We start from the raw sequence: 22,291 nt of genomic DNA on the forward strand, positions 1-22,291 counted from the left end.
AAGATGGCGATCCACCTAGATCGCCTGGAGAAACAGGGGTAACCCCCCCTGCTTCTCCAGAGACCAGAGCATTATGATGTGAAAAAGAAACCCACGTCTCAAAATGACGGGGTTTCTCGACAATCTGGATGTCTGCTCTATGCAGACATCTTTTATTATAAAACCGGGTTGCACGGCAAGAGTTCATACGGAATTAAAAAGACAAAACAGCGCTCTCCTACTGTGGCTTCTGCCGTTAAGTGAGAATAGCGCTGTTTTATTATAATCTAGTTTATTGAGTTACATTACTTAGTTACATTTTTCAGAACATCGTCAATCATTTGACTATTTGCAATTGTACCTGTATACAACCAGCTGGAATCCTTGCCAAAATCGTATACATGGCCTTCTTTAACGGCTGGAATTCCCGCCCATACAGGATCTTTTACAATATCTTCTTTACTTACGTTTTTGCTGTTCACGATAAAGACATAATCCGCATCCAGCTCGGCCAGCTTCTCCAGCGATAAATTACTCCAGTTCGCCTTAGCCGTTTTGGAAATCTCCTGTACGACTTGTGGAATCTTGAATCCCAAATCCTTATACAATACATCACCGCTGGATAGATTCTGGTTTACGACATACACGTTTTTATCCGTTACCCATAATGCCGCCGCAGTTTTTTGTCCCACCGTCTGACTCAGCTTGGCTTTAGCCTCTGCTGCTTTTTTGTCGTAGTTGCTCAATGCCTGCTTCGCTTCATTGCTCTTATTCAGCACCTCACCCACGGTCAGCAGTTCTTGACGCCAATCATTGTTCATATTACTGCCTACCACGTAGGTTGGAGCAATTTTAGAGTATTGATTATATTTGTCGCCTTCCACCATGCTCGCACTGTCCATAATGATTAAATCAGGCTTGAAGTTCAGAACCGCCTCAAACGGAAGATCTGAAGCGATGGTAGGAACATCCTTCAGTTCTTTTTGCAGGTAAGCTTGAACTGAATTTTTACCCACCGACCATTGGGCTACCGGTTTAACACCCAACGCCACCAGATGATCCTCCAGATAAGAAGCGATCACACGTTGAGGCTGAGCCGGAATCTTCACCTCATGCCCGAGTGCATCCTTCAGCACCCTTTCCTGTGATGTTGGTTCCGCTGATGTATTATTGTTCCCTTGCGAAGCACCATCGGTTGCCGTAGGACTGGATGTGTCTGAGCACGCGCTGAGCAGCAGGGTAAAACTAAGCAATAAAATAAATGCCATGGAATGCTTTGCGTTTCTATTCATTCGTAAAATCCCTTCACCATAATTTTGATAATGATTATTATCCTCAATACCAGTATGCAGGGCGCCACTTATCGAATCAATGGAACATTCGGACATGCTCAATGGATTATCTAGACGTGTATCTCCCATAAAAGCAGGTGAATATAGGCTGTCCCGATAGTGAACCGGGGATACGCCAGTATATTTTTTGAATGCCCGGCTAAAGAAATAGACATCCGGGTACCCCACACTGACAGCAATATCCTGCAAAGTGGCATCCGTCTTCCGCAAAAGCTCCTTCGCCTTGTCCATTCGCAGTTGAATCAAGTACGTAATCGGGCTACAGTCTGTTTGTTTTTTAAATAACCGGGTCAGGTGTCGCGGACTACATTCCAATAATCCGGCCAAACGTTCCAGCGTAATGGACTCCGCGTAACAATCCTGCATAAATCGAATGGCCTGTGTCACGATATCCCGCGCAGAAGTTCGAGCCTTCGGTTCCTGCAATTGCCTCATACATTCATATGCAAAATCATAGAACCGACCCTGAGCCTGAATCTTGGATAGCGCCTCTTGATCCTGCCATGCGTACTTCAGTAGTTGCAGTTTTTGATACAGAATAACCGGATAAGGCGGTACAAAACCATGAGCTATCGAAGGATGATTATACACCGTATGTCCTGATAGAGAAGTCGCTTTATATAGTACAAGGATATATTCTATCCCGCATGGTGAGGGCTTTATATTCAGTACAAAGCCTTTGCTGCCATGCAGTACGTACCCTGAATGTGGCGTATCCTTCCAATCACCATCCAAACGCACGCTACCCTGCAATACAAATACAAAAGCCTGCGCTGGAAGACGATACGGTTGAAGCAACTCTTCTGGCTCCAGTCGAATATGCCGGACATCCATGACACGGATCGACGAGTGGAGCCATAAGGACAGCAGCTCGTTCAGCTCGTCAGCCTCATGCTCCTTACTCGTCCCGGTGTGGGAACCTGTCTGCTTTTTCCGGTCCTGCTTCACTTGTCAAGGCCTCCGCTTCATAAATATCATACTTTGTATCCAAACCAACCTCATTATATATCATCTTTTACTGCGTCTACCATGAGACAAATATTCCTGCACGAAACAAAGTGAATATACCATTTCCATGGTACAATTTGTATAATACAAGATTTAAAATACATAGGGGGTTTGACAGCATGAGCGGTCCCAACGTTGCATTGAGTACAGGAGCTAATGCACCATTCGGTAAGGAAGATACAGTGCGGGTCACCATTACATGGAAGCATGCACCTGCCGAACTGGATGTTAGCTGTTTTATGGTAGGAGCAGACGGAAAGGTTTCCTCAGATGACTATTTCGTTTTTTACAATCAACCCGCTGACCCGCACGGCCATGTACGGTTACAGCGTCCAAATGACAGAACCACTGAGTTTACTGTAGCGCTCCAGGAACTGGAACGAACCGGGGTGGAAAAATGTGTGTTTGCGGCCACACTGGACGGCCCAGGTACTTTTGCCGATGTGGTCGGCTGCTCAGTTACTGCTCAAGGCAAGCAATCCCATATCACCTACAGCATCACCGAAGCCACCAGTGAGACATCGCTTGTGCTGGCAGAAGTGTATCGTCATACGTCTGGCTTCAAGCTTCGCGCAGTTGGGCGTGGTTTCAACGGAGGACTAAAGCCGCTTGCCGAAGCTCATGGTGTGACCGTGGAGGAAACGGAATCGCCAGTGGATACCGTTCAGATGAACATCCCTACATCGGCGATCTTAAGCGCGGTAGGTGCTAAAGCTGGCGGAAAAGAGACTGCCCCCATTAACGCAAGAATTAATCTGCACAAGCAGAATGTACAATTTTCACTGAAAAAGAAAAAAATAGACCGTGAAAAAGCACGTGTAGCGGTTGTATTCGATGCTTCTATTTCTATGTTCAAATTGTACACGGGTGGGACTGTGCAAAAAGCCTGCGAACGTGTGTTGGCTGTAGCCGCCTGTATGGATGACGATGGTGAAATGGATGTATGGTTTTTTGCGGACAAAGCCAAACGTGCTCCAAGCGTCACAGAGAGGAATTTCGAGAATTACATTCATAGGAATTATGCTGAGCCTAGTGAAGATAGTGAGCTGGGGTGGGGCAATAACGAGCCAGAAGTCATGAAGGATATCATACTTAAATACACAAAAGAAGATCCCAACGACATGATCCCGACCTACATTATCTTTTTTAGTGATGGAGGTATTTATGAACAAAAAAAAATAGAACAGCTGCTGATTAAAAGCTCAAGCACTCCGATTTTCTGGCAATTTGTAGGTCTTGGTAAAGCCGATTACGGAATTCTTCGAAAGTTGGATAAGATGCGCGGCCGCGTAGTAGATAATGCAGATTTCTTTGCCTTGGATGACATTGACTCCGTGACAGATGCAGAATTGTACGACCGTCTGCTGAATGAGTTTCCTAGTTGGCTCAAGCAAGTACGGGCTAAAGGAATATTGCGGAGCTAGTTCCCGCCGTAACGCCAATACTGCACCAGATTAACGCCCTCATGCCCCCTGCGTGATCACTTAAATATCACCAAGTAGAGCAATAAGAGGCACAATGATCGCTGATAAAGCAATCCTCAGCGCCAGCATTCTGCCTCTGTTATCTTCAGTTTGTCCTCTATCGATTTCAATCTCCCTACCATATCCTATTTCTTTCATTTCCTAATTGGATATTTTCATGTAGTATAAGTCTAATTGAAGTAACCCTGTTTGGGCTATGCTGAAGCTATACACTATATGAAGGAGGATTTCATATTGAAATCAAATGAACCCACTTTGCACAAAAAGCTGCTCCCACGGCATATTACCTTTATGGCTATGGGCGGAGTCATCGGGACGGGTATTTTTAAAGGAAGCACCGAAACGATTAGCTTGGCGGGACCAGGAGTTATTTTATCCTATGTCTTCGCAGGACTCCTGCTCTTGGTCGTTATGGGCGCAATTGCCGAGATGGCTACCGTCTATCCCAACATGAATATGAAGGATTTTATTCGCAAAGCTTTTGGAGAACGACTGTCCTTTATTATCGGCTGGTTGTATTGCTTCATGTGGCTGGCCGTCTGTATCATTGAGGTCATTGCTGCGGGTAGCTTCCTGCAATATTGGTTGCCAGATGTCCCTCTATGGGTACTCAGTTTAGTCAGTGCGGCTTTCATTATTGTCGTCAACATGCTGAGTGTCGGCGGATTTGGGGAACTGGAATTTTGGCTTGCAGGTATTAAGATTGCCATGATTATTATCTTCATCGCCTTAGGTGGCTGTATACTGTTCGGGATTATTCCCACTGAAACTCCACCTTATCTAAGCAACTACGCGCAGCACGGCGGATTTCTACCCAATGGCTGGTTGGCTATCTTTTCAGCGCTGCTGGTCGTAACCTTTTCATACGGAGGGTCCGAGCTGATTGGACTGACGTTGACGGAAACAGAAAATCCGGAAAAAGTACTGCCTAGAGTGGTTAAAAGCTTTATTCTTCGCGTTGTTTTGTTCTATACGTTGCCAATTCTCATCATTTGTGGCTTGATTCCCTGGAACCAACTGGATGCGAATACCAGCCCGTTTGTACAGGTATTGTCTTCTGTAGGGCTTCAAGGCTCGGCTCATGTCATGAACTTTATTCTGATCACTGCTGTACTGTCTGCCGCCAATTCGGGAATTTATGGGGCTACACGTATGCTCCATTCGCTGGCTGTCAATGGAGAAGGCCCCAAGTCACTTGCCCGCCTGTCTTCCAATGGGGTTCCAGTGAATAGTCTCAAATTGTGTGCTGTAATCCTGATTGTCGGTTCCATGGTTGCTTATATCGCTCAGGACGGGCTTTTCCGTATTTTGATGGCTGTGCCGGGCTTCGTCGTGCTGCTCGTCTGGAGCTGCATTTGTCTGTCCCAATTGAAATTGCGCAAATCTTATCCAGTGGAGCCTACTTTCAAGATATGGGGATTCCCTTATGTAACGGCGATTACAGTGGGATGCCTATGGATAATCGCGGTTCTATTCTTGCTTGACCCGCAAAATCGCATCAGCATTAGCGTGTGCGTGGCTTTCATGGTATTTCTGGTCATTTGGTCTTTGGTGAAGTTCCGGAGAAAGCAGGCGTAAGCAGCATATGATTCAATCGTACTTATTTCCTGTTTCATATGCCTTTCTTGCGTTTCCTTTTGCTGCGTTATTGTTCACACTGCCTTTCCTAATCGTGCAATATCGCAGGCATGGCTATATTCACAAGGCTAGAGCATGGCTGCTTTACCTGATGCTTTTATACTTGATGAACGCCTTCTTTCTGGTCATATTACCGCTTCCGGCATCGCGTCATAATGCTGCATTAACCGGGGGAGCGTTGCAGTTAATGCCCTTGCAGTTCGTTCAAGACATTATAAGAGAAACATCCGTCTCACCCGCTCATCCCTCCAGCTATGTTCATTTGCTGAAGGAGCGTGCCTTTCTACAAGTCGTTTTTAACGTTGTGATGACCATGCCTTTCGGTATGTTCTTACGTTATTATTTCCGTGCACGATGGGGATGGTGTCTGATTCTGTCTTTCACCCTGTCCCTCTTCTTTGAGGTGACACAGCTGACAGGATTATATGGATTTTTTGACCATGCGTATCGTGTATTCGATGTGGACGATCTGCTGGCTAATACATTGGGCGGTATGCTAGGCTTTCTATTAGGCGAATGGTTTTCACGCTTCCTGCCTCGCTTGGAGCATCTGGACAAGCATTTGGACATTACGACCAAACGGGTGTCCTATACCCGACGGGGTGTTGCCTTTTTCGTGGATTCTATCCTTTGGGCAGGGTTGCTCAGCATTATGGAGTCCATGCATGTATCTGCTGCTTTCTGGGTTTCCAGTGGAATTTACTTTATGGTGGTTCCTTACCTGACAAATGGACGAACTCCGGGGAAGTGGCTGGTACGCATTCATCTGATAGGGAGAGGAAAAAGAGTTGCCCTGTGGGAGCTCATTAAGCGCTACAGTCTCTTGTATTGGTTGTATTTTGGACTTAATTACGTACTAGGTGGATCTGTACTGGGATCTCATCTGTCTCCTTGGATAAATGTTATGATCAGCCTTGTGCTGTTGGTGATGAACGGATGGTTCTTTTTCCATCTAGTCATACGCCTATTCAAGAAAGCACCGTTATTTTATGAGGAGCTTAGTCATACTTCGCACCAGATTATATGGCCCAAGCGCTACCATCCTACTCAGAATGACCCCGCTGACCCAACACAGACGTCGGGAGCGAATATAGTACAAAAATAACCAGAGGATCGACACGTCATCAAGCCCCGGATCTGCATTGCATCCTGGCGAATAAAAAAACAGGCGAAGCAAAGGGATGTGCCTTTGCTCCGCCTGTTTTTATTTTGCGTATATTTTTATGTTGCATATAGATATAACTTAACTTATTTCCACTGTGCAATTTGATCAATAGGTAAACGTGTGGAAGGATGACCATCGTTGATTCCTTTACCCATGGAAATGAGCATAACAGGGACATAACGATCTTTGTCCAGACCAAAGGCTTCAGCAATTTGATCCTTCTCATAACCGCCGATAGCGTTGGTGTCGTATCCATGAGCGCGCGCCACCAGCATAAGCTGCATGGATACCAAACCACCGTCGATCAGGACCGTTTCTTTGTTCACAACGGGATCAAGCGCTGCAAAGTGAGCTGCTACTTTTTCCTGTTGCATTTCTTTAATGTCTTTTGGCATATAGCCCAGTTCTACAGCTTCTCCGAAAATTTGTTCGAAATTATCAAAGTTGTTCAAATCTCCAAACACAGCGATCACTGCCGAAGATGTCTCCACTTGACGTTGGTTGAAACGGGCCAATGGTGCCAGTGTGGCTTTACCTTCAGGGCTGTCAATGACGAGGAAACGCCAAGGTTGCAGGTTAATGGAAGATGGTGCGCGTGTAGCTTCTGTCAAAATCTCAGTCATTTCCTCACGGCTGATCTTCACGGACGGATCGTATACTTTTACCGAACGGCGTCCCAGGGCGATTTCTTTAAAATCATTCGTTTTTACAGTACTGGATGTATTCGTATTATTCATTCCAATCTCTCCTTATCCCTCTGTGGGTATAGTAATGTTAAAAAAATGTTGTCAGTCCATATCGGATATATGACTATTCATCACTTGCAGCATATCAGCTAGCTGGTGCCGCTGGGTCTCGTCGAAGCTCTGTAGCATCTGAGCTACAAACTGTGAACGCTCCTGCTTAAAGATGACAATGCGTGCACGCCCATAATCGGTCAGGCTTACCAAGGTAACCCTGTTGTCCTCTGGCTTTGTGCGTCGAGTGACCATTTCTGTCGCTTCCAGTTGTTTCAAATGGCGTGTTACGGCTGCAGCGTCAATGCCAACCTCTTTTTGCAGCAGAGTTTGACTGATTTCCTTCACTTGATACAACTTGCACAATAGTTGCAATCTGGATGCGCTGACTCCTGCACAACGCTCAAACTTGGAGCTAATCTGCTTGTTCAGCAACAACAGCATGTCAAAAATATACTCAGGCTCGGATGGTGTCTGGGTGATATCAATCTCTCCTCCCTTAAGCATATCGCTGGGCTTCATGATCCGACCTTTGATCTATCAATTATTGATCTATCAAGTAATATACATCCTCATTAAAAATAAATCAAGTCCCTGAGAAAAATAAAGTGCTCTTTGCAAATAAAAGCTGAGCGACTCGCACAAGAGCCGCTCAGCTTCAATTCAACTTTATTATGTTCCGTTGTGCTAAATAATCCCGTGAGACAGCATTGCGTCAGCCACACGCACAAATCCTGCGATATTGGCTCCGACAACCAGATTGCCCGGCACACCGTATTCCTCAGCCGCCTTTACGCTGTTAGCATAGATATTTTTCATAATATCATGCAGCTTGGCATCCACTTCCTCAAAGGTCCAAGACAGACGCATGCTGTTTTGTGACATTTCGAGCGCCGACACGGCTACTCCGCCTGCATTGGCAGCCTTGGCTGGCCCAAACAGAACTCCATTGTCCAAAAACACTTCAATGGCCTGTAACGAGGATGGCATATTGGCACCTTCGCCTATAGCTTCTACGCCATTGCTTACCAGCAACTGAGCTGCTTGCTCGTCAATTTCATTCTGAGTGGCGCATGGCAGTGCGATGTCGCATGGGATCGACCAGATCCCCGAACAGCCTTCTGTATAGATTGCGCCTGGACGCTCTTGCGTATACTCGCTAATCCGCAGACGGTTCACTTCTTTCAGCTGCTTCACCAGCTGCAGATCGATACCGTCTGGATCATAGATGTAGCCATTCGAGTCACTACATGCCACGACTGTAGCACCGAGCTGCTGTGCTTTTTCAATCGCATAAATGGATACATTCCCCGATCCCGACACGACGACGCGCTTTCCTTCAAAGGACGATCCCTGAGCCTGCAGCATCTCGTTTACAAAATACACACAACCGTAACCGGTCGCTTCCGTACGTGTGAGACTGCCTCCGTAATGAATCCCTTTGCCCGTCAGGACACCGCCTTCATGTCCTCCGCGAATCCGTTTGTATTGTCCGAACATGTAACCGATCTCGCGGCCACCTACGCCAATATCCCCTGCCGGAACGTCGGCATCCGGACCAATATATTTATACAACTCCGTCATGAAGCTTTGTGTAAAACGCATCACTTCGTTATCTGATTTCCCTTTGGGATCAAAATCTGAGCCGCCTTTACCACCACCAATGGGAAGACCCGTCAATGCATTTTTGAAAATCTGCTCAAAACCCAAAAACTTGACGATTCCCAGATAGACAGACGGATGGAAGCGAAGTCCACCTTTATAAGGCCCTATCGCACTGTTAAACTGCACACGGAAGCCACGGTTGACCTGTACAACCCCCGCATCATCCACCCAAGGTACACGGAAGGTAATGACTCGCTCCGGCTCCACTAGCCGTTCCAGAAGCCCCTGCTGCATATACTTAGGATGCTTAGCCAATACCGGAATTAGTGAATCCAATATTTCCTTGACGGCCTGATGGAATTCATTCTCATGAGGATTGCGCGCGATAACCTTCTCAAAAACGGACTGCACATATTCGGCTGCTGCTTGTTGACTCTGCTCTGGACGGATCATGGTCATTACTTAATACACCCCTTTTATAATTAGCCCCTCTGTTAAATGACGGAACGACTTGATTCTGCACCTTCGAGAGTGGAACCTTATGTATTCATAAAATTTAGTTAACTATACATGATTTTTTATAATAATACAGCAAATTCGCCTATAAAAGATTTTTGTATCCTTCATTAAATAACTCTATGAACCTCTCATTGCCTGTTAGTTTCCTGAAGCTAAATCCCTTGATTTACGGGCTTTTTCCACGATTTCTAAGGCCCCAACACCTTACTCTATATGGCATTATAATGTGAACAAATTCAAACTAATACATACATCATATCTGGAAAATATGGATATAAAAAAGGAGGCTGCGCACAGGGCGTAGCCTCTTTTCCCATTCTGTTACACATAAAAGGCTTCAAGCTGACGCACAATTTCTGCTTCGTCATGCTCTACCACCTGCTGATGCTGCGATTTCGAGAACAATTGTTCAATTTGTGCCGGGAACTCCTGCTTGATATCTACCAGACGAATGGCCTCATCAAATTTGGCTGGATGCGCTGTCGCAAAGGTCACACATACTTCGTCCGCGCTATTATACGCCTCATACGCGGCAATACCGCAAGCTGTATGCGGATCCAGCAAATAATCGTACTCGGCTTTGTATTTTTTGATCAGCTCCAGACACTGCTCATTCGAAGCACCCAGCGCTTCAAAATCCTGCTGGACACGCTTCAAATCCTCTGCACCGATCACAATCCGTCCCTCGGTTTTGAGCTTATCCATGTATTCAGATACCTTGGCCGCATCCTCCCCGAGGAAGTAGTACAGGTATCTTTCGAAATTGCTTGCCACCTGAATGTCCATGGAAGGACTGTATGTGCTTTTGAAATCGCCCGGTTGGTATTCGCCAGTCTTCACGAAGCGCTCCAAAATATTATTTTCGTTCGTGGCAATGATCAGCTTATGGATGGGCAGACCCATTTTCTTCGCAAGAAAGCCGGAAAAGATATTGCCAAAGTTGCCGGATGGCACGCTGACATTGATCTTCTTCGTACCCGCAGACTCCTGTGCCCGGAAATAAGCATAGAAGTAATATACGGTTTGCGCCAAAATGCGCACAAAGTTAATTGAGTTAATCGCCCGCAAATGATGTTTGGCTTTGAAATCCAGATCGGCAAACAGGTCCTTAATGACCTTTTGACAATCATCAAAGTTCCCTTTTACGGACAGATTCAGTACATTCTCATCGTCTACCGTCGTCATTTGCAGCTCTTGTACCTTGCTCACCTTTTGGTGTGGGTGCAAAATACAGATTTTAATTCCTTCCTTGCCGCGCACGCCCTGAATCGCTGCTGCCCCGGTATCGCCCGAGGTTGCACCCAAAATGTGAATGATTTCATTCTGCTTTTTGGACACGTAGGAATAAAATTCCCCCATGAATTGTAGCGCCACATCCTTGAACGCGAACGTAGGCCCGTGGAACAGCTCCAAAATAGATAGGGAATCGTTGATCTTCTTCACTGGCGTAACTTCTGGATGGCGGAAGCTTGCATAACTGCGCTCTACCAGCTGCTCCAAATCTTCACGAGGAATCTCATCATTGATATACAGCGCAAAAACTTCCAGCAGCAGCTCTCTGTAGCTCAATGTCGCCCATTGCTCCAAAGTAGCTGCCGACACGGTCGGAATCTGCTCCGGTACCATTAGACCTCCATCGTCAGCTAACCCCATGAGCACAGTATCAATAAATCCCTTGGCTTCTACTCGACCTCTAGTGCTTATATATCTCATATACATCCCCCAATAAAAATTCAATTCGAACCTTTTTTCGAATATATTATTGTCTATAATACCCTGTCGCGGTGCTGTAACCAAGCCTTTTTTTCATATTTTAAAGACTTTCTCCTACTTTACCATACCCCGATGCATCAGGCATCTATCATTGCTAGACAATCAGAACGTCAGGAACAGGTCGTAAGTCTGAAAAAAAGCAGGCTGCTTCAGCCATTAGGAGCCTGAAATCGAGAGTGCAGCCAGCTTGAGCGAAGGAGATGTGCAGCTTCCTGTAAAACGCAAATCGTTGCCCACTTCCTCTACCTGCTGTAGTACGTCAAAGAAGTTGCCCGATACGGTAATTTGATTAACCGCTCTGACCACTTGCCCCTGCTCAATCCAGTAGCCCAGACAAGCCAGCGAAAAATTACCGGACGCCGTATTCGTACCTGCATGCAGCCCTTGCAGCTCAACGATCATCAGCCCGCGATCCATCTTGCGAATCATGTCTTCCAACGAAGACGCGCCTGGAGCCACGTACAGATTATGATACGACACCCCGATTTTACCGTTATAGCTGCCTTTGGAAGCATGAGAGGTACTCTCCACCCCAGCCTTACGGGCCGTCTTGCGGTTATGGAAATACGTCCGCAGTTCTCCATCCTTGATGATCTCGTTGCGGCGGGTCGCACTGCCTTCCGCGTCAAACGTGCTGCCTGCCGGAACATTCTCCATTAGCGGATCATCAATCAGTGTGATATGTTCGCTTGCCACCTTTTGTCCCAGTTTCCCAGCCAAGCGTGAAAAGCCTTTATCCACCGACTCCGCAGAAAATACCGACGTATACGCAGCCAGCAATTGCGCTGCTGCATCATGACGGAAAATGACTGGATAGTTATCCGATTGGATCGTGTGCGCACCCAGCTTGGAAACCGCCTCTTTTACGGCTTTATGCGCCACATCCGCAGTATCGATTTCCTCCACGCTCCGCAGGGAATAATCATGCCAGCCCCCGGTAACGGTCTCGTCGTTGTCTGCTGCAATCACATACACATAAGCGGTCGCCAGACTTTTACGACGATGGCAGTGCAGTCCTTTGGTATTCACAATCAGGACCTCATTCTCACGAATGCTGACCGAGCAATGTCGAGCCATCACGATCCGTGGATCTGCGGCAAGCGCTGTACGTTCCATTTCCAGCGCCGCTTCGATCAGAATCTCAGGAGCCGTGTCGGCAAGCGTTGAGGCATAGGCAGGCTGCTCAGGGTAGCTCTCAGAGCCTGCAAACAGCTCATCCTGCTCCTCGCTCTCCAATATGTCCGCGTTGCTAAGTGCTTCTTCCAATAAGAAGTCGATCACATCCGGTTCCAGCTTCTCCGTAGAGGCATAGCCCATTTTGCCGTTAATGACACCACGGAAGGAAAGTCCGCCATTTTCAACGATGGTATATTGGTCAATTTCTCCCTTCAGTACCTTCACCGAGGTAGAACTTCCATTTACATAGTAGATTTCCATATCCGCGTAGCCCATTTCCCGACCTTTCGCGAACAACGCTTCCTGAAATTGCTGAATATTCATCGCTATTCCCCCTTTCGTCCGCCGACGGTCATTTCGGATACTCGAATCGTCGGTTGTCCGCAGTTCACCGGAAGACTTCCACTAACCGAGCCGCACATCCCCTGACCATGATCCAGATTGTTGCCGACCATATCAATATTTTGCAGGGTTTCAATCCCTTTGCCGATCAACGTTGCGCCTTTGACCGGCTCGGCAATTTTACCGTTGCGAATCATGTACGCCTCTTCAACCGCAAAATTAAACTCGCTCGTCGAGGTATTCACCGAACCACCGCCCAGCGATTTGGCATAGATCCCGTACTCCGTATTGGCAATGATCTCTTCACGGGTAGACTCGCCATTCGCAATGAACGTATTGTTCATACGGGATGCAGGCGCGAATTTATAGGACTGTCTTCGTCCCGATCCTGTCGCAGGTACACCCATCTGGCGCGAGCCCATGCGGTCGATCAGATATCCTTTTAAAATACCGTTCTCGATCAGTACGTTGCGCTGTGTTGGCGCCCCTTCGTCATCGATATTGAGCGAACCCCATGCATTCGGAATCGTTCCATCATCTATAGCTGTAACGAGCGGTGAAGCCACCTGCTGCCCGATTTTATTGGCAAACACGGAAGTTCCATGCGCCACCGCCGTAGATTCCAGCCCATGCCCACACGCCTCGTGGAAAAGAACGCCGCCGAAGCCATTCTCAATCACGACAGGCAGTCTGCCACTAGGCGCATATCCCGCTTTGACCATTGTGGACGCAATCCGAGCGGCGTGTCTCGCATTTCCTTCGATATTCAGGTTCTCCAGAAATTCAGTCCCAGCATACGCTCCCGGCCCACGGAACCCGGATTGTCTATGCTCCCCATGAGTCGCAATCGCGCTTATTCTCATGCGGGTATACGTACGGGTATCCTCCACCAGCAGCCCGTTACTATTGGCGATTAAGACGTTCTGGATCGAGTTGCTAATCCCAACAGAGGTTTGCGTGATGGAAGGATCATATTGGCTTGCCGCCTCATGCGCCCGCCTCATCATGTCAATCTTGGCGCGTTTCTGTGAACCGTCAGGGATGATCGCAATCGGATGTTGGTTAGGGATCGCATGGGGATGAAGGGTAATGGTGTGTGTACCTGGCGCTCCACCGCCACGAATGGCCTTGGCAGCCGATTTGGCCAGTCGGATCAGACTCTGTTCGCTCATATCGCTGGTGTAGGCATACACCGAAAAATGTTCCTTCATGATCCGAATACCAATCCCAAAATCCCGGCCCGACAGCGCCGTATCTACGATGCCCCCGGTCATGCCCAGTTGTCCATTCGTACGATCCTCGACGAACACCTCTGCAAAATCCCCGCCCGTCTCCAGCGCGGCTTGCAGCATATCCTGAACCTGTGTTGGATGTATCATCACGTTCCTCCTCGTTTTGCCATGTTTCATATTGTACGTCTAAGCGATCAAGATCATATGCGGGTTCATGTTTATTTCCCATAACTTTACTATACATGATCTTGGGAGTGGGTGTAACTATCTGGGCGTAGGGTGATTGCGGGGAGAGTGAAGATTTATGCGCGGGAATGGAGGGATTGAAATGAGAAATCCCGACCAGACCATGAAGGGTCATGTCGGGTTTTTGAGCGTTTTGATTACTGGGTGGATTGAGCAAGTAAGTGCATATGAGGCCGCTACGTAGACGGATCATTCTTCCGATCACTGTTGTCCCCAGATTTTTTAATTATATTTTAGCGGTTAAAATCCGGGTTCAAAGGCGAACGCTCCGCTTCTTATAGAACGATTCCGTCCCCTCCGCTGCTATGCTTGGGTTTTCTTCATTTTGTTCGCTAAAATACTTTTTTTCAAACGAACCTTAAACAGTTCTCTTCGTAAATCCAGTTCCATGATATGAAGATGGTCTGCTGCTTCTTTGACGGTTTCCATGTGCAGTACACTTGCCTTTTGAGAAATAATAGTTAGCGCATCCCAAATGAGCTTTGTGCATGTTTTAAGTCTTTCTATGTGCTCGTCTTCTTGCTGTACCAAGCTCTCGTATTCTTTAGTCGTATTTTCAGATGAGTTTGTATGTTCCACGTTCTTTAGTATCTTAGGTCGGGTATCCAAATTATCATCTCCTTTTAATTTAAAGTGTAGCAAAGGATGATAACCGATGTGGTACGTGGATACGTAATATTGGAAGAATTAAATGCTATTCTAGCTTCACGCGAAGATTTTGTTTCTAGATTCATTTTGATCAGGAACAGACATTGTACCGCATTCGTGATAACTTCTTTACAACAATCGACTATTTCTAATATATCTTTAATAATATCTTCTTGATCTCTATGTTCACTGATAATTAAGCACATTTGCTGAAGTTTAGTATTTAACGACCAGGCCATATTTTAGTTGCATGAAAAGTGCAAAACCATCTTTCTTCATTGCACGAAGCAAGCTAATCAACTCGTTATTATCTGTAGCTTCTTGCCCAATATTGATTATTTCTTCTTCTATAATTGCCATGTACAAATCACCTCGTCTTCTGGAGAAAAATGACGATCCACAATAAGTCTATCATCTTTTTAGAGTATTAGTCATCAAAGTTCGCATAGTTCATAAAACTAAAAAGGACGGTTTTCTGCCGCCCTTTTTAATAATCATTTTACTGTTAAAGTAATTAAGCATTTTCAGCTTTATAAACATATATCTTTTCATTCAATAAAACAGTCGTTTCTATAAAACGATATACAGTAGATTCTGATGGATTAGGAGTGTCACCTAGAATAAAGTGCAGGTTATTGGTGGGATGATAAATAAACCACTTTTTAAGTGTTCCTTGTTCTTGTATAAATAGAGCTCTACCATATAAATTATATCTATTAGCATTCATTGTGCTAAACATAAGTTTTATTCCACCGACTAAAAATGCTGACAATAAAATAGATAACATAAGTGCGCCTAGCAACAAAGTTTGCTGCTCAGTTTTGTTTAAATCTACTACTAATAAAGCTGCTGCATGAGAACCCATATAGTAAGGAAAAACTGAAATATAGGAAAAAATAACTAGGAGATAGAATATTGCAGTTAGTATTTTTGTAAGTGGTTTTGTGCTGAATACTATTGATCTAACAAAAACTTTAACTTTTTCAAACAAATTGATTAAAATGACTAGAATAACTCCTACCATAGTAATTGCTAACAAGAGGATACTAAAAGCTATATAATACTTTTGATTCAAATTAAAAGAATACACTAATGTTGCGAAGAATAGTATTGAAACATAAAGTGTTTGTAAACAAAAATTTGTTATTGTTACGATAAATCTTTTTTCTTTGCTTAAAAGTATTTTTTCTGTAAATGTTGATGTTAACAAGGTTATCGGCTTTAATTTAGAAATAAACCCAAACAAAGCGATAAGTAGTCCTACAATTCCTCCAGTATAGCCAAAAGCACTTAAAGATTTAGAAATTTGATCAAGCATTTAAAATTGCTCCTCATTTAGATAATCTGTTCATCATTCATGTTGGACTATTGGAAAATATTACGGAGCTCTGTGAAGTATCTTTTAAATCATAAATGTATAATTACATGGAAAGCATCTTGTTATTTGAGGGGCTAAGTACTATGAGATAAGATCAATCATTTTTATTATCGTTTGTAGGAGCTATTTCTTGTTGAACTGACGCTACCTCGTACATTGCAGTATCCCTATCTTCTTTTACAACATTTGAATTAAAAAATATACTTTCAACAATTGTTCTCCAACCATCAGTAATGCCCTCCCAGTCCTGTCCCCATGATTTTTGTATATGCTCATGAGCCTTGAAAGGTTTGTTACTTGATGGAGCAGGATAGCCTAATATGTCTTCGATGCAATTTATTAGAGGAAATATCTGAGTTGTATCCCCAACAGCTTCTTGGATTGGAACGTTAAATTTCTCGGCATGTTCTTTCCCAGTATCCAAGTCATGAACGACATATGGTCGAAATCCCATAGCCTTTAAATACTTGACAAGAGAAATAATTGTTGCTTTGCCCCTTGCCTTAACTATTTCCCAACTATAAGCCACATCTTTCCTTTGTTCTTCGTTCATCCGGTTAATTGTTTCTTTAAAGACTAAGTCTTCAGTGTCCCCCTCAATTATGAGAATATTCCGGGCAAAAAAGATTTTCGCAATGGAGTCATCAATTTTAAGTAACAATTTAACATAATTTTGATCATTTTCTTGTAAATTTCTGAATGCTTTAGTGACATTGAAGGGGTTAGCTGTGATTGATTCCACTTCTATTTTATTTTCTCTGTCTTTATAATCAACTTGTTTTACATTAAACTGCAAACTATTCAAAATCTGAGAGGATTTCTTGGATAAATCAATCATGTACGGCGAGTGAGTAGTACATACAATTTGGTTCAAAGGTTCTTGGGCCAATTGATAAATGGTTTCTCTCATCTGAAATGCTGCTTTAGGATGTAGATAAATTTCAGGTTCCTCAAAAGCAATAAAAAGGGGACGCACAGAGGAGTTTTCTTTTCTACTCCGCTCATTCTCTCGCATGCTGCGATATCTAAGCATGGCAAACACAGCAGATCGAATAACTCCCGTACCTTGTTGTTCTACTTTGGTTGATATATTACTTTCTAATTTAATATCAAATTTAGGTTTTAGGATTTCTTTAGCATCGGACAAATTTGCTCTTGCATCAAATAAGGTATTTGGAAATACTTCTCCCACTACCTTATTCAGACCTTTTAACATTATTGAAAAATCACTAGTTTCATCTTCTGGGTCTAGTTCGGCAGCTAATAACGTTAAATATTCTTGAGCTTTTTTAAAGTTCTCAGAGGAATCCCTAACATCATCAAATAAGCTAGTTAGAGTTTTAATGAGGGCTCCGTTAGTTCCAGAAAGTTCGTCCACTTTATCTTGAGCTGGAATTAACAAAAATTTAGGCAATCGTGAAAGAACGTTAGCAGCTATCCCACCAGGATTTAAGAACCAATCTTCCTCGGACTCATTCACATCAAAAATTTCAGAAACATTATTATCTTTTAGAAAATTAATTTCTTTTAGTCCAATTTTCTTTGTTAACTTTTCATCAGGAAATAGTTCATTCACAATTGATTGATCCAGACCTACTTCGATAAAATCAGCCAGTGTTTTACAAGAAATATATTCTGCCTTAAGTTCTCTTTTATATTCTTTCATTTCACCTGCAAAATCTTTATCAGGGAAAAATGTCTTCCTATAAACACAACTCAACCCTGTTTCATTTGAACCAGGTTCTATATCATATGGTATAAGCCGACCTTTAAAACCTCTCCAATCATTTGCTTCTTCTGGAAGATTCCTAAACTCAGCCGTTAGAACTACTTTTTCTACAATTACACATTCTAAACTATCTTCTTTATCAAATGTACGAGAGAAATCATCAATTGATATCTTGGATTTACCACTTAGAAAATATTCCAATGCTTTTAATACGGAACTCTTTCCTACATTGTTCTCTCCAATTAGAAATGTAGCATCAGAGAACATTATTTGAGTGTTTAGATGCCTCCTGAATCCCTCGATTTTAAAAGAATGCAAATTCATACTTTAGACCTCCTCGAATCATTACTTTAGTCCTAATCTTGAAATTCGATGTGATCCAAAATATTCCTGCACAACTTGAGAAAATAATATAATTTTTTCAAAAATTCCTCGATTTTTTCCTCCAGCATTTTACTACCATCGACTTCTCGTGTGCCCTCTGTATGTAAATAAAATATGTTCCCGCACTCAACCCTAAAGCGATTTCTTGAATGCAGGAACATATTTAAATTACCCCCAATCCCTCGTGCATTACTGCTTCTCATCTCGATATATTACTACCACGCACTCCACATGTGTCGAGACAACAAAAGGGATATATTTCTTTTTATTATATATATTTCCTATACTATCTCTTTGAAATTTTATACTACATGTAAGGTTCCAATTGTACTATAAATCCAATTATTCATCCATAAAGTACTATAAAGATGGATACAACAGACTAGAAATTATTGTTAGGATTTGACTGAACGCTGCTACACATTTACAGGAATTGTAGAACTTTGAATTAGGAGGTATGCTACTATTATTATATATATGAGCTCCACTTTTTAACAATGACACGCTTAATTTGAGGTGAAAGCATGAAAATCTGGCTTCTCGACGTTTATTCTAAGACCAATGCACAGTTAAGTCCGTCATTTGACGCGTTTTCTTCAAGTTTGGTTCGACGCTACGATGGGCAAGGATTTGAAGCTATCCCTGCCCCTCAAGAATTTCAAATGATTCTAATTGATTTTATGAATGCTTCTGATAACCAAAATGTAGAAAGAATTGATCAGCTTCAGAACTTAGAAAAAGAAATGGGAACTCCGCAACGGAAAAGTATAGTATATTTTAACTCCGATGCAGTAATTTATGAATGTAGCTATGCAATAAGAGAACTCTCGCCAAAAATCCAAGAGGCCCTAAAAGCGGGTATTCCTGTCGTGGTGATTGCAGGAGAATTGCAACACGATATGAGTTCTGAGGAAAAAAAACATAATTACACATGGCTTTTAAATGTTCACCAATTCCTTACTATTACTGATATTGCCCCAAAGACAGGTCCAATTTCCATTTCTTATTCCAACTCTGATCGTGCTGTTAAGGATTTATATGAGAAATTCAAAAAAGATCTTGCATGGGAAGTAGCCTTTACTACTCCTCAACAAGAAAATAAGCCCTTCTTTACTAGAAGGAAAAGGAATCCCAAGCACTTCCAGTCGTTATTTACTAATGTTAAGAACCAAGCTGTTTCCTTCGTTTTACAGGAAGGTAATAGTGAATTGATTGTGCTCCCAAACATCAAGAATACGGAAAAAAGAGGCCATTACATTGCATATATTCTAAATGAATTTTTGCCTCAGTTCCGACCAGGCTGGTTCCCTGACCGTTGGGCTGGAGCATATACTCCAAATATCTTAAGCAAAAAAAAAACTGCTTTTAAAAGTTGAAAAGGAACGACTGTTACAGGAATTTAAATACAAGGAAGATCAACTTCAAAATCAAGAGAGTATTATGATGACATTTATCGATTTATTAACTCAATCAGATGAAGGATTAGTTGTTGCTGTTCAACGAGCCTTCAAGGAAATTTTTGGAGCTCAAATTACTGACTTAGACCTCAAGCGCGATCTTCAAAATAAGCCACGACTCTTTGATCTGATTGCAATCATTAATAGTAAACGAATTGCTATAGAAGTTAAAGGTGGCAGCCGTTCGCTGAATAAAGTCATGTTAAATAAAGTACAAGACAATCTTAAGACTTTTCGTGATGAATTTCCAGCCAGGGAGATATATGCAACCTTACTTATCTTGAATGACCAATATTCGAAGGCACCAGATAAGCGTGAACCAATTGCTCCACAAATGATTAAAGATGCTAAACAACGAAAAATTACTGTGTTATCTACTCCGATACTCATGGAGATCATGACAATGTACTTATCAGGTGACTTATTAAAGACTGACCTTTTAGCTATATTGTCCAAGCCAGGGCTAGTCCAAGCTTCATTGAAATAATGGAAATATGCCTTATAGTTCGTCTGTATCCATAGTAGCCTTCTAGCAATTATTCAAAATAGATTTTAATTGAGCAATATAATTGGTACTTAAACAATGTCACTACCTTGGTCTGCATTTCAAAATGAAATGTAGACCTAAAATCAACCTTCTTTTATACTTAAATAATAACAATGAATTATCTATTGGAAATTTCAAAAAAAACTCAATTTTACCTTTATAAAGTCAATGTTTAGAAATGTGACACATTAAGAATATATTATAAAAATACTTTTTCCTTTCATTTATGTCTAGTACAATAATTTAAAACCAATATTCTAGTGATACCTATAAATACTAAACTTCGTTCCTTTTTAATAATTTTTTTGTTACTTTTACATATTAGGAGATCCGAGAAAATGAATAAACATTTTACTGATAAATTAATTAGCATATCGAAAAGTATCGAGAAATGTGAACTAGACACTGTGTACCTTGATTTATTCTCACTCAATCTCATAGAAACTCATGTACAATATAGTAAAGCAGGAGATTTTATTTTATTTGCTAAGAATCATAAAAATATTCCATTAGAAAAACATAATGCCCTAATTTACGAATTACTTGAGTATAATGCAATGCTAAACCTAGATATACTTTCTAAAGATATAAAAATTTTTTTCAATTTGCTAATCAATCAAATAACAGATAAGCTATTACTAATAATTGAAACATTTGATAAAGAAGACATGCTTATAAACCTATATGTATTAAGTTCCTATATAATTCAATTTCATCAACGGACAAGGTTAATTTTACGTGGAGATTTGAAATTAGTTAATATCAAAAGCATTAATCTTCTTGAATCTAGTTTACTGGAAGCAATTGAATCAAGTAATGGCATTATGGATCATGACATAGATAGTATTCAAGGCCTTGATAAAGCTATCATTCAGTATTTATTTGCTTTAATAATGAAGCCTAAATTATCAAAGAGTCACCTTTATAATTTTAATAGGGATGCTTTTCGTCAAATGTATTACCTTAGTTACTCGGCTATTACTTTAATTTCCCAAAGAGAATTGGTAATGAGCAGAGTCTTTCAAAACAAAAATATTAAAATAATAAATGGTGTGATTTCTTTTGAAGATAACAACTGGCACAAGGTTTTAAATAAGTTTAAAAAAGAAATTGTTGATGAACGTACTAAAATGCCTTTTGAAGATCTCCCCAAAATAGCAGATGAATTGAAAAATAATTTCAAAAAAAATTTAGGGTTTGATTTTGATTACCTGAATTCGCTATTAGAGTTTGAGTCTTATAGTATTGAAAAAGAAAAAAGATTAGCTCATATCTTTTCTAAGATAAATTTAGTGTCTTTAGTTCAGAATGTTACAAAATGCAAAGAAGACGAGGCCGAGTGTTTAATAGACTATTTAACATTGAGAATCTCAGATCATAGTGAATATTTAGATCCATTAGATAAATATAGATATAGACTTTTAGAAAAACCTTTATTACAACTTGAGATTTCTAGCCAATCTATATATTTACTTTCTCTGCCCTTATTAATAAACAGCGTTCAATTATTAAGTTCAAGATTGATGTATAATCTGATTCCTGAGTGTACAAAAGATAATTCAGATATTATTAAGAACAATATTAAAAATGAAACTGTTTTAACAGCGTCAAATATTTTTAAAATTCACACCAATAAAGTGTTTACTAATGCAAAAGACTTTAATTACAAAGGTAAAAAATTCAGTTTTAATTGTGAATATGATATTCTTACAGTAATTAATGATGTTCTAATTGTATCTGAATGTAAGGATATTACATATAAATTCACAACCTTTGGATTAAAAAAAGATATCGGTAAAACAATTGACTATATAAATGAAATAGCATATGAAATGATTGAAATAAAAAATAATTTAATAGTACTTGAAGATATCTTTCAAACAAAAATCAAT

Annotated in this window: 19 protein-coding genes; 7 read left to right on the forward strand and 12 right to left on the reverse strand. The window is 41.9% G+C overall.

Annotated elements, in window-relative coordinates; genetic code table 11:
- Together ACWA2B_RS27230 and ACWA2B_RS27235 are read right to left on the reverse strand one after the other, a co-directional pair.
- A partial coding sequence (locus tag ACWA2B_RS27230) for a hypothetical protein (protein ID WP_449292831.1) occupies positions 1 to 187 on the reverse strand: 187 nt, incomplete at its 3' end.
- Between the two features lie 97 nt (positions 188 to 284).
- Positions 285 to 2,279, reverse strand: a complete 1,995-nt coding sequence (locus ACWA2B_RS27235; protein WP_449292832.1) for an ABC transporter substrate-binding protein — start codon at positions 2,277 to 2,279, stop codon at positions 285 to 287.
- A 179-nt stretch (positions 2,280 to 2,458) separates the two neighbouring features.
- On the opposite strand from ACWA2B_RS27235, the gene ACWA2B_RS27240 reads away from it, so the two are divergent.
- The 3 genes from ACWA2B_RS27240 (at position 2,459) to ACWA2B_RS27250 (ending at position 6,566) form a co-directional block, all read left to right on the forward strand.
- Positions 2,459 to 3,763 (forward strand): VWA domain-containing protein, encoded by a 1,305-nt coding sequence (locus ACWA2B_RS27240; protein WP_069010475.1) that lies wholly within the window; start codon positions 2,459 to 2,461, stop codon positions 3,761 to 3,763.
- 294 nt (positions 3,764 to 4,057) lie between these two features.
- Complete coding sequence (locus ACWA2B_RS27245) at positions 4,058 to 5,401, forward strand: amino acid permease (RefSeq protein ID WP_029515552.1); 1,344 nt, start codon at positions 4,058 to 4,060, stop codon at positions 5,399 to 5,401.
- 7 nt (positions 5,402 to 5,408) lie between these two features.
- Positions 5,409 to 6,566, forward strand: coding sequence for a VanZ family protein (locus ACWA2B_RS27250; RefSeq protein WP_165149694.1), 1,158 nt, complete (start codon positions 5,409 to 5,411; stop codon positions 6,564 to 6,566).
- A gap of 143 nt (positions 6,567 to 6,709) precedes the next feature.
- On the opposite strand, the gene ACWA2B_RS27255 is transcribed toward ACWA2B_RS27250, so the two are convergent.
- The 6 genes from ACWA2B_RS27255 to ACWA2B_RS27280 form a co-directional block, all read right to left on the reverse strand.
- Positions 6,710 to 7,363 carry a nitroreductase family protein gene (locus ACWA2B_RS27255; protein WP_069010473.1) on the reverse strand — a complete coding sequence of 218 codons (654 nt, stop codon included), beginning with the start codon at positions 7,361 to 7,363 and terminating at the stop codon, positions 6,710 to 6,712.
- Between the two features lie 51 nt (positions 7,364 to 7,414).
- Positions 7,415 to 7,807 carry a MarR family winged helix-turn-helix transcriptional regulator gene (locus tag ACWA2B_RS27260; protein ID WP_029515555.1) on the reverse strand — a complete coding sequence of 131 codons (393 nt, stop codon included), beginning with the start codon at positions 7,805 to 7,807 and terminating at the stop codon, positions 7,415 to 7,417.
- Positions 7,808 to 8,050: 243 nt separating this feature from the next.
- Positions 8,051 to 9,427 (reverse strand): NADP-specific glutamate dehydrogenase, encoded by a 1,377-nt coding sequence (gene gdhA, locus ACWA2B_RS27265; RefSeq protein ID WP_029515556.1) that lies wholly within the window; start codon positions 9,425 to 9,427, stop codon positions 8,051 to 8,053.
- Between the two features lie 381 nt (positions 9,428 to 9,808).
- Positions 9,809 to 11,200, reverse strand: a complete 1,392-nt coding sequence (gene thrC, locus ACWA2B_RS27270) for a threonine synthase (protein ID WP_208332658.1) — start codon at positions 11,198 to 11,200, stop codon at positions 9,809 to 9,811.
- Positions 11,201 to 11,416: 216 nt separating this feature from the next.
- Positions 11,417 to 12,760: a TldD/PmbA family protein gene (locus ACWA2B_RS27275; RefSeq protein WP_449292833.1), complete on the reverse strand. Its 1,344-nt coding sequence runs from the start codon at positions 12,758 to 12,760 to the stop codon at positions 11,417 to 11,419.
- A 2-nt stretch (positions 12,761 to 12,762) separates the two neighbouring features.
- Positions 12,763 to 14,157 (reverse strand): TldD/PmbA family protein, encoded by a 1,395-nt coding sequence (locus ACWA2B_RS27280; protein ID WP_318627461.1) that lies wholly within the window; start codon positions 14,155 to 14,157, stop codon positions 12,763 to 12,765.
- Positions 14,158 to 14,314: 157 nt separating this feature from the next.
- On the opposite strand from ACWA2B_RS27280, the gene ACWA2B_RS27285 reads away from it, so the two are divergent.
- Positions 14,315 to 14,440, forward strand: a complete 126-nt coding sequence (locus ACWA2B_RS27285) for a hypothetical protein (protein ID WP_449292834.1) — start codon at positions 14,315 to 14,317, stop codon at positions 14,438 to 14,440.
- 119 nt (positions 14,441 to 14,559) lie between these two features.
- On the opposite strand, the gene ACWA2B_RS27290 is transcribed toward ACWA2B_RS27285, so the two are convergent.
- From ACWA2B_RS27290 to ACWA2B_RS27305, 4 genes are all read right to left on the reverse strand, one after another.
- Positions 14,560 to 14,865 (reverse strand): hypothetical protein, encoded by a 306-nt coding sequence (locus ACWA2B_RS27290; RefSeq protein ID WP_318627462.1) that lies wholly within the window; start codon positions 14,863 to 14,865, stop codon positions 14,560 to 14,562.
- Positions 14,866 to 15,120: 255 nt separating this feature from the next.
- The gene (locus ACWA2B_RS27295) at positions 15,121 to 15,264 is read right to left on the reverse strand and encodes a hypothetical protein (protein ID WP_176715681.1); all 144 of its coding nucleotides are present in this window, start codon (positions 15,262 to 15,264) and stop codon (positions 15,121 to 15,123) included.
- Positions 15,265 to 15,418: 154 nt separating this feature from the next.
- The gene (locus ACWA2B_RS27300) at positions 15,419 to 16,222 is read right to left on the reverse strand and encodes a hypothetical protein (RefSeq protein WP_069010468.1); all 804 of its coding nucleotides are present in this window, start codon (positions 16,220 to 16,222) and stop codon (positions 15,419 to 15,421) included.
- A gap of 154 nt (positions 16,223 to 16,376) precedes the next feature.
- The gene (locus ACWA2B_RS27305; RefSeq protein ID WP_449292835.1) at positions 16,377 to 18,335 is read right to left on the reverse strand and encodes an ATP-dependent nuclease; all 1,959 of its coding nucleotides are present in this window, start codon (positions 18,333 to 18,335) and stop codon (positions 16,377 to 16,379) included.
- A gap of 584 nt (positions 18,336 to 18,919) precedes the next feature.
- Between ACWA2B_RS27305 and ACWA2B_RS27310 the strand changes: the two genes are divergently transcribed.
- From ACWA2B_RS27310 to ACWA2B_RS27320, 3 genes are all read left to right on the forward strand, one after another.
- Positions 18,920 to 19,771: a hypothetical protein gene (locus ACWA2B_RS27310; RefSeq protein WP_449292836.1), complete on the forward strand. Its 852-nt coding sequence runs from the start codon at positions 18,920 to 18,922 to the stop codon at positions 19,769 to 19,771.
- 67 nt (positions 19,772 to 19,838) lie between these two features.
- Positions 19,839 to 20,339 carry a hypothetical protein gene (locus tag ACWA2B_RS27315; protein WP_449292837.1) on the forward strand — a complete coding sequence of 167 codons (501 nt, stop codon included), beginning with the start codon at positions 19,839 to 19,841 and terminating at the stop codon, positions 20,337 to 20,339.
- Positions 20,340 to 20,737: 398 nt separating this feature from the next.
- Positions 20,738 to 22,291, forward strand: a 1,554-nt coding sequence (locus ACWA2B_RS27320) for a hypothetical protein (protein ID WP_449292838.1), incomplete at its 3' end; no start/stop codon positions are given.

The sequence above is a fragment of the Paenibacillus sp. CMM36 genome (assembly GCF_053570945.1).

What these genes read in the sequence shown, in the direction of transcription:
- ACWA2B_RS27240 (WP_069010475.1), top strand. Translation starts at nt 2,459, where the DNA reads ATGAGCGGTCCCAACGTTGCATTGAGTACAGGAGCTAATGCACCATTC.
- gdhA (WP_029515556.1), bottom strand. Translation starts at nt 9,427, where the DNA reads ATGACCATGATCCGTCCAGAGCAGAGTCAACAAGCAGCAGCCGAATAT.
- ACWA2B_RS27300 (WP_069010468.1), bottom strand. Translation starts at nt 16,222, where the DNA reads ATGCTTGATCAAATTTCTAAATCTTTAAGTGCTTTTGGCTATACTGGA.
- ACWA2B_RS27310 (WP_449292836.1), top strand. Translation starts at nt 18,920, where the DNA reads ATGAAAATCTGGCTTCTCGACGTTTATTCTAAGACCAATGCACAGTTA.
- ACWA2B_RS27295 (WP_176715681.1), bottom strand. Translation starts at nt 15,264, where the DNA reads ATGGCAATTATAGAAGAAGAAATAATCAATATTGGGCAAGAAGCTACA.
- ACWA2B_RS27280 (WP_318627461.1), bottom strand. Translation starts at nt 14,157, where the DNA reads ATGATACATCCAACACAGGTTCAGGATATGCTGCAAGCCGCGCTGGAG.
- ACWA2B_RS27260 (WP_029515555.1), bottom strand. Translation starts at nt 7,807, where the DNA reads ATGCTGTTGTTGCTGAACAAGCAGATTAGCTCCAAGTTTGAGCGTTGT.
- ACWA2B_RS27315 (WP_449292837.1), top strand. Translation starts at nt 19,839, where the DNA reads ATGACATTTATCGATTTATTAACTCAATCAGATGAAGGATTAGTTGTT.
- ACWA2B_RS27275 (WP_449292833.1), bottom strand. Translation starts at nt 12,760, where the DNA reads ATGAATATTCAGCAATTTCAGGAAGCGTTGTTCGCGAAAGGTCGGGAA.
- ACWA2B_RS27250 (WP_165149694.1), top strand. Translation starts at nt 5,409, where the DNA reads ATGATTCAATCGTACTTATTTCCTGTTTCATATGCCTTTCTTGCGTTT.
- ACWA2B_RS27255 (WP_069010473.1), bottom strand. Translation starts at nt 7,363, where the DNA reads ATGAATAATACGAATACATCCAGTACTGTAAAAACGAATGATTTTAAA.
- ACWA2B_RS27305 (WP_449292835.1), bottom strand. Translation starts at nt 18,335, where the DNA reads ATGAATTTGCATTCTTTTAAAATCGAGGGATTCAGGAGGCATCTAAAC.
- ACWA2B_RS27285 (WP_449292834.1), top strand. Translation starts at nt 14,315, where the DNA reads ATGCGCGGGAATGGAGGGATTGAAATGAGAAATCCCGACCAGACCATG.
- thrC (WP_208332658.1), bottom strand. Translation starts at nt 11,200, where the DNA reads ATGAGATATATAAGCACTAGAGGTCGAGTAGAAGCCAAGGGATTTATT.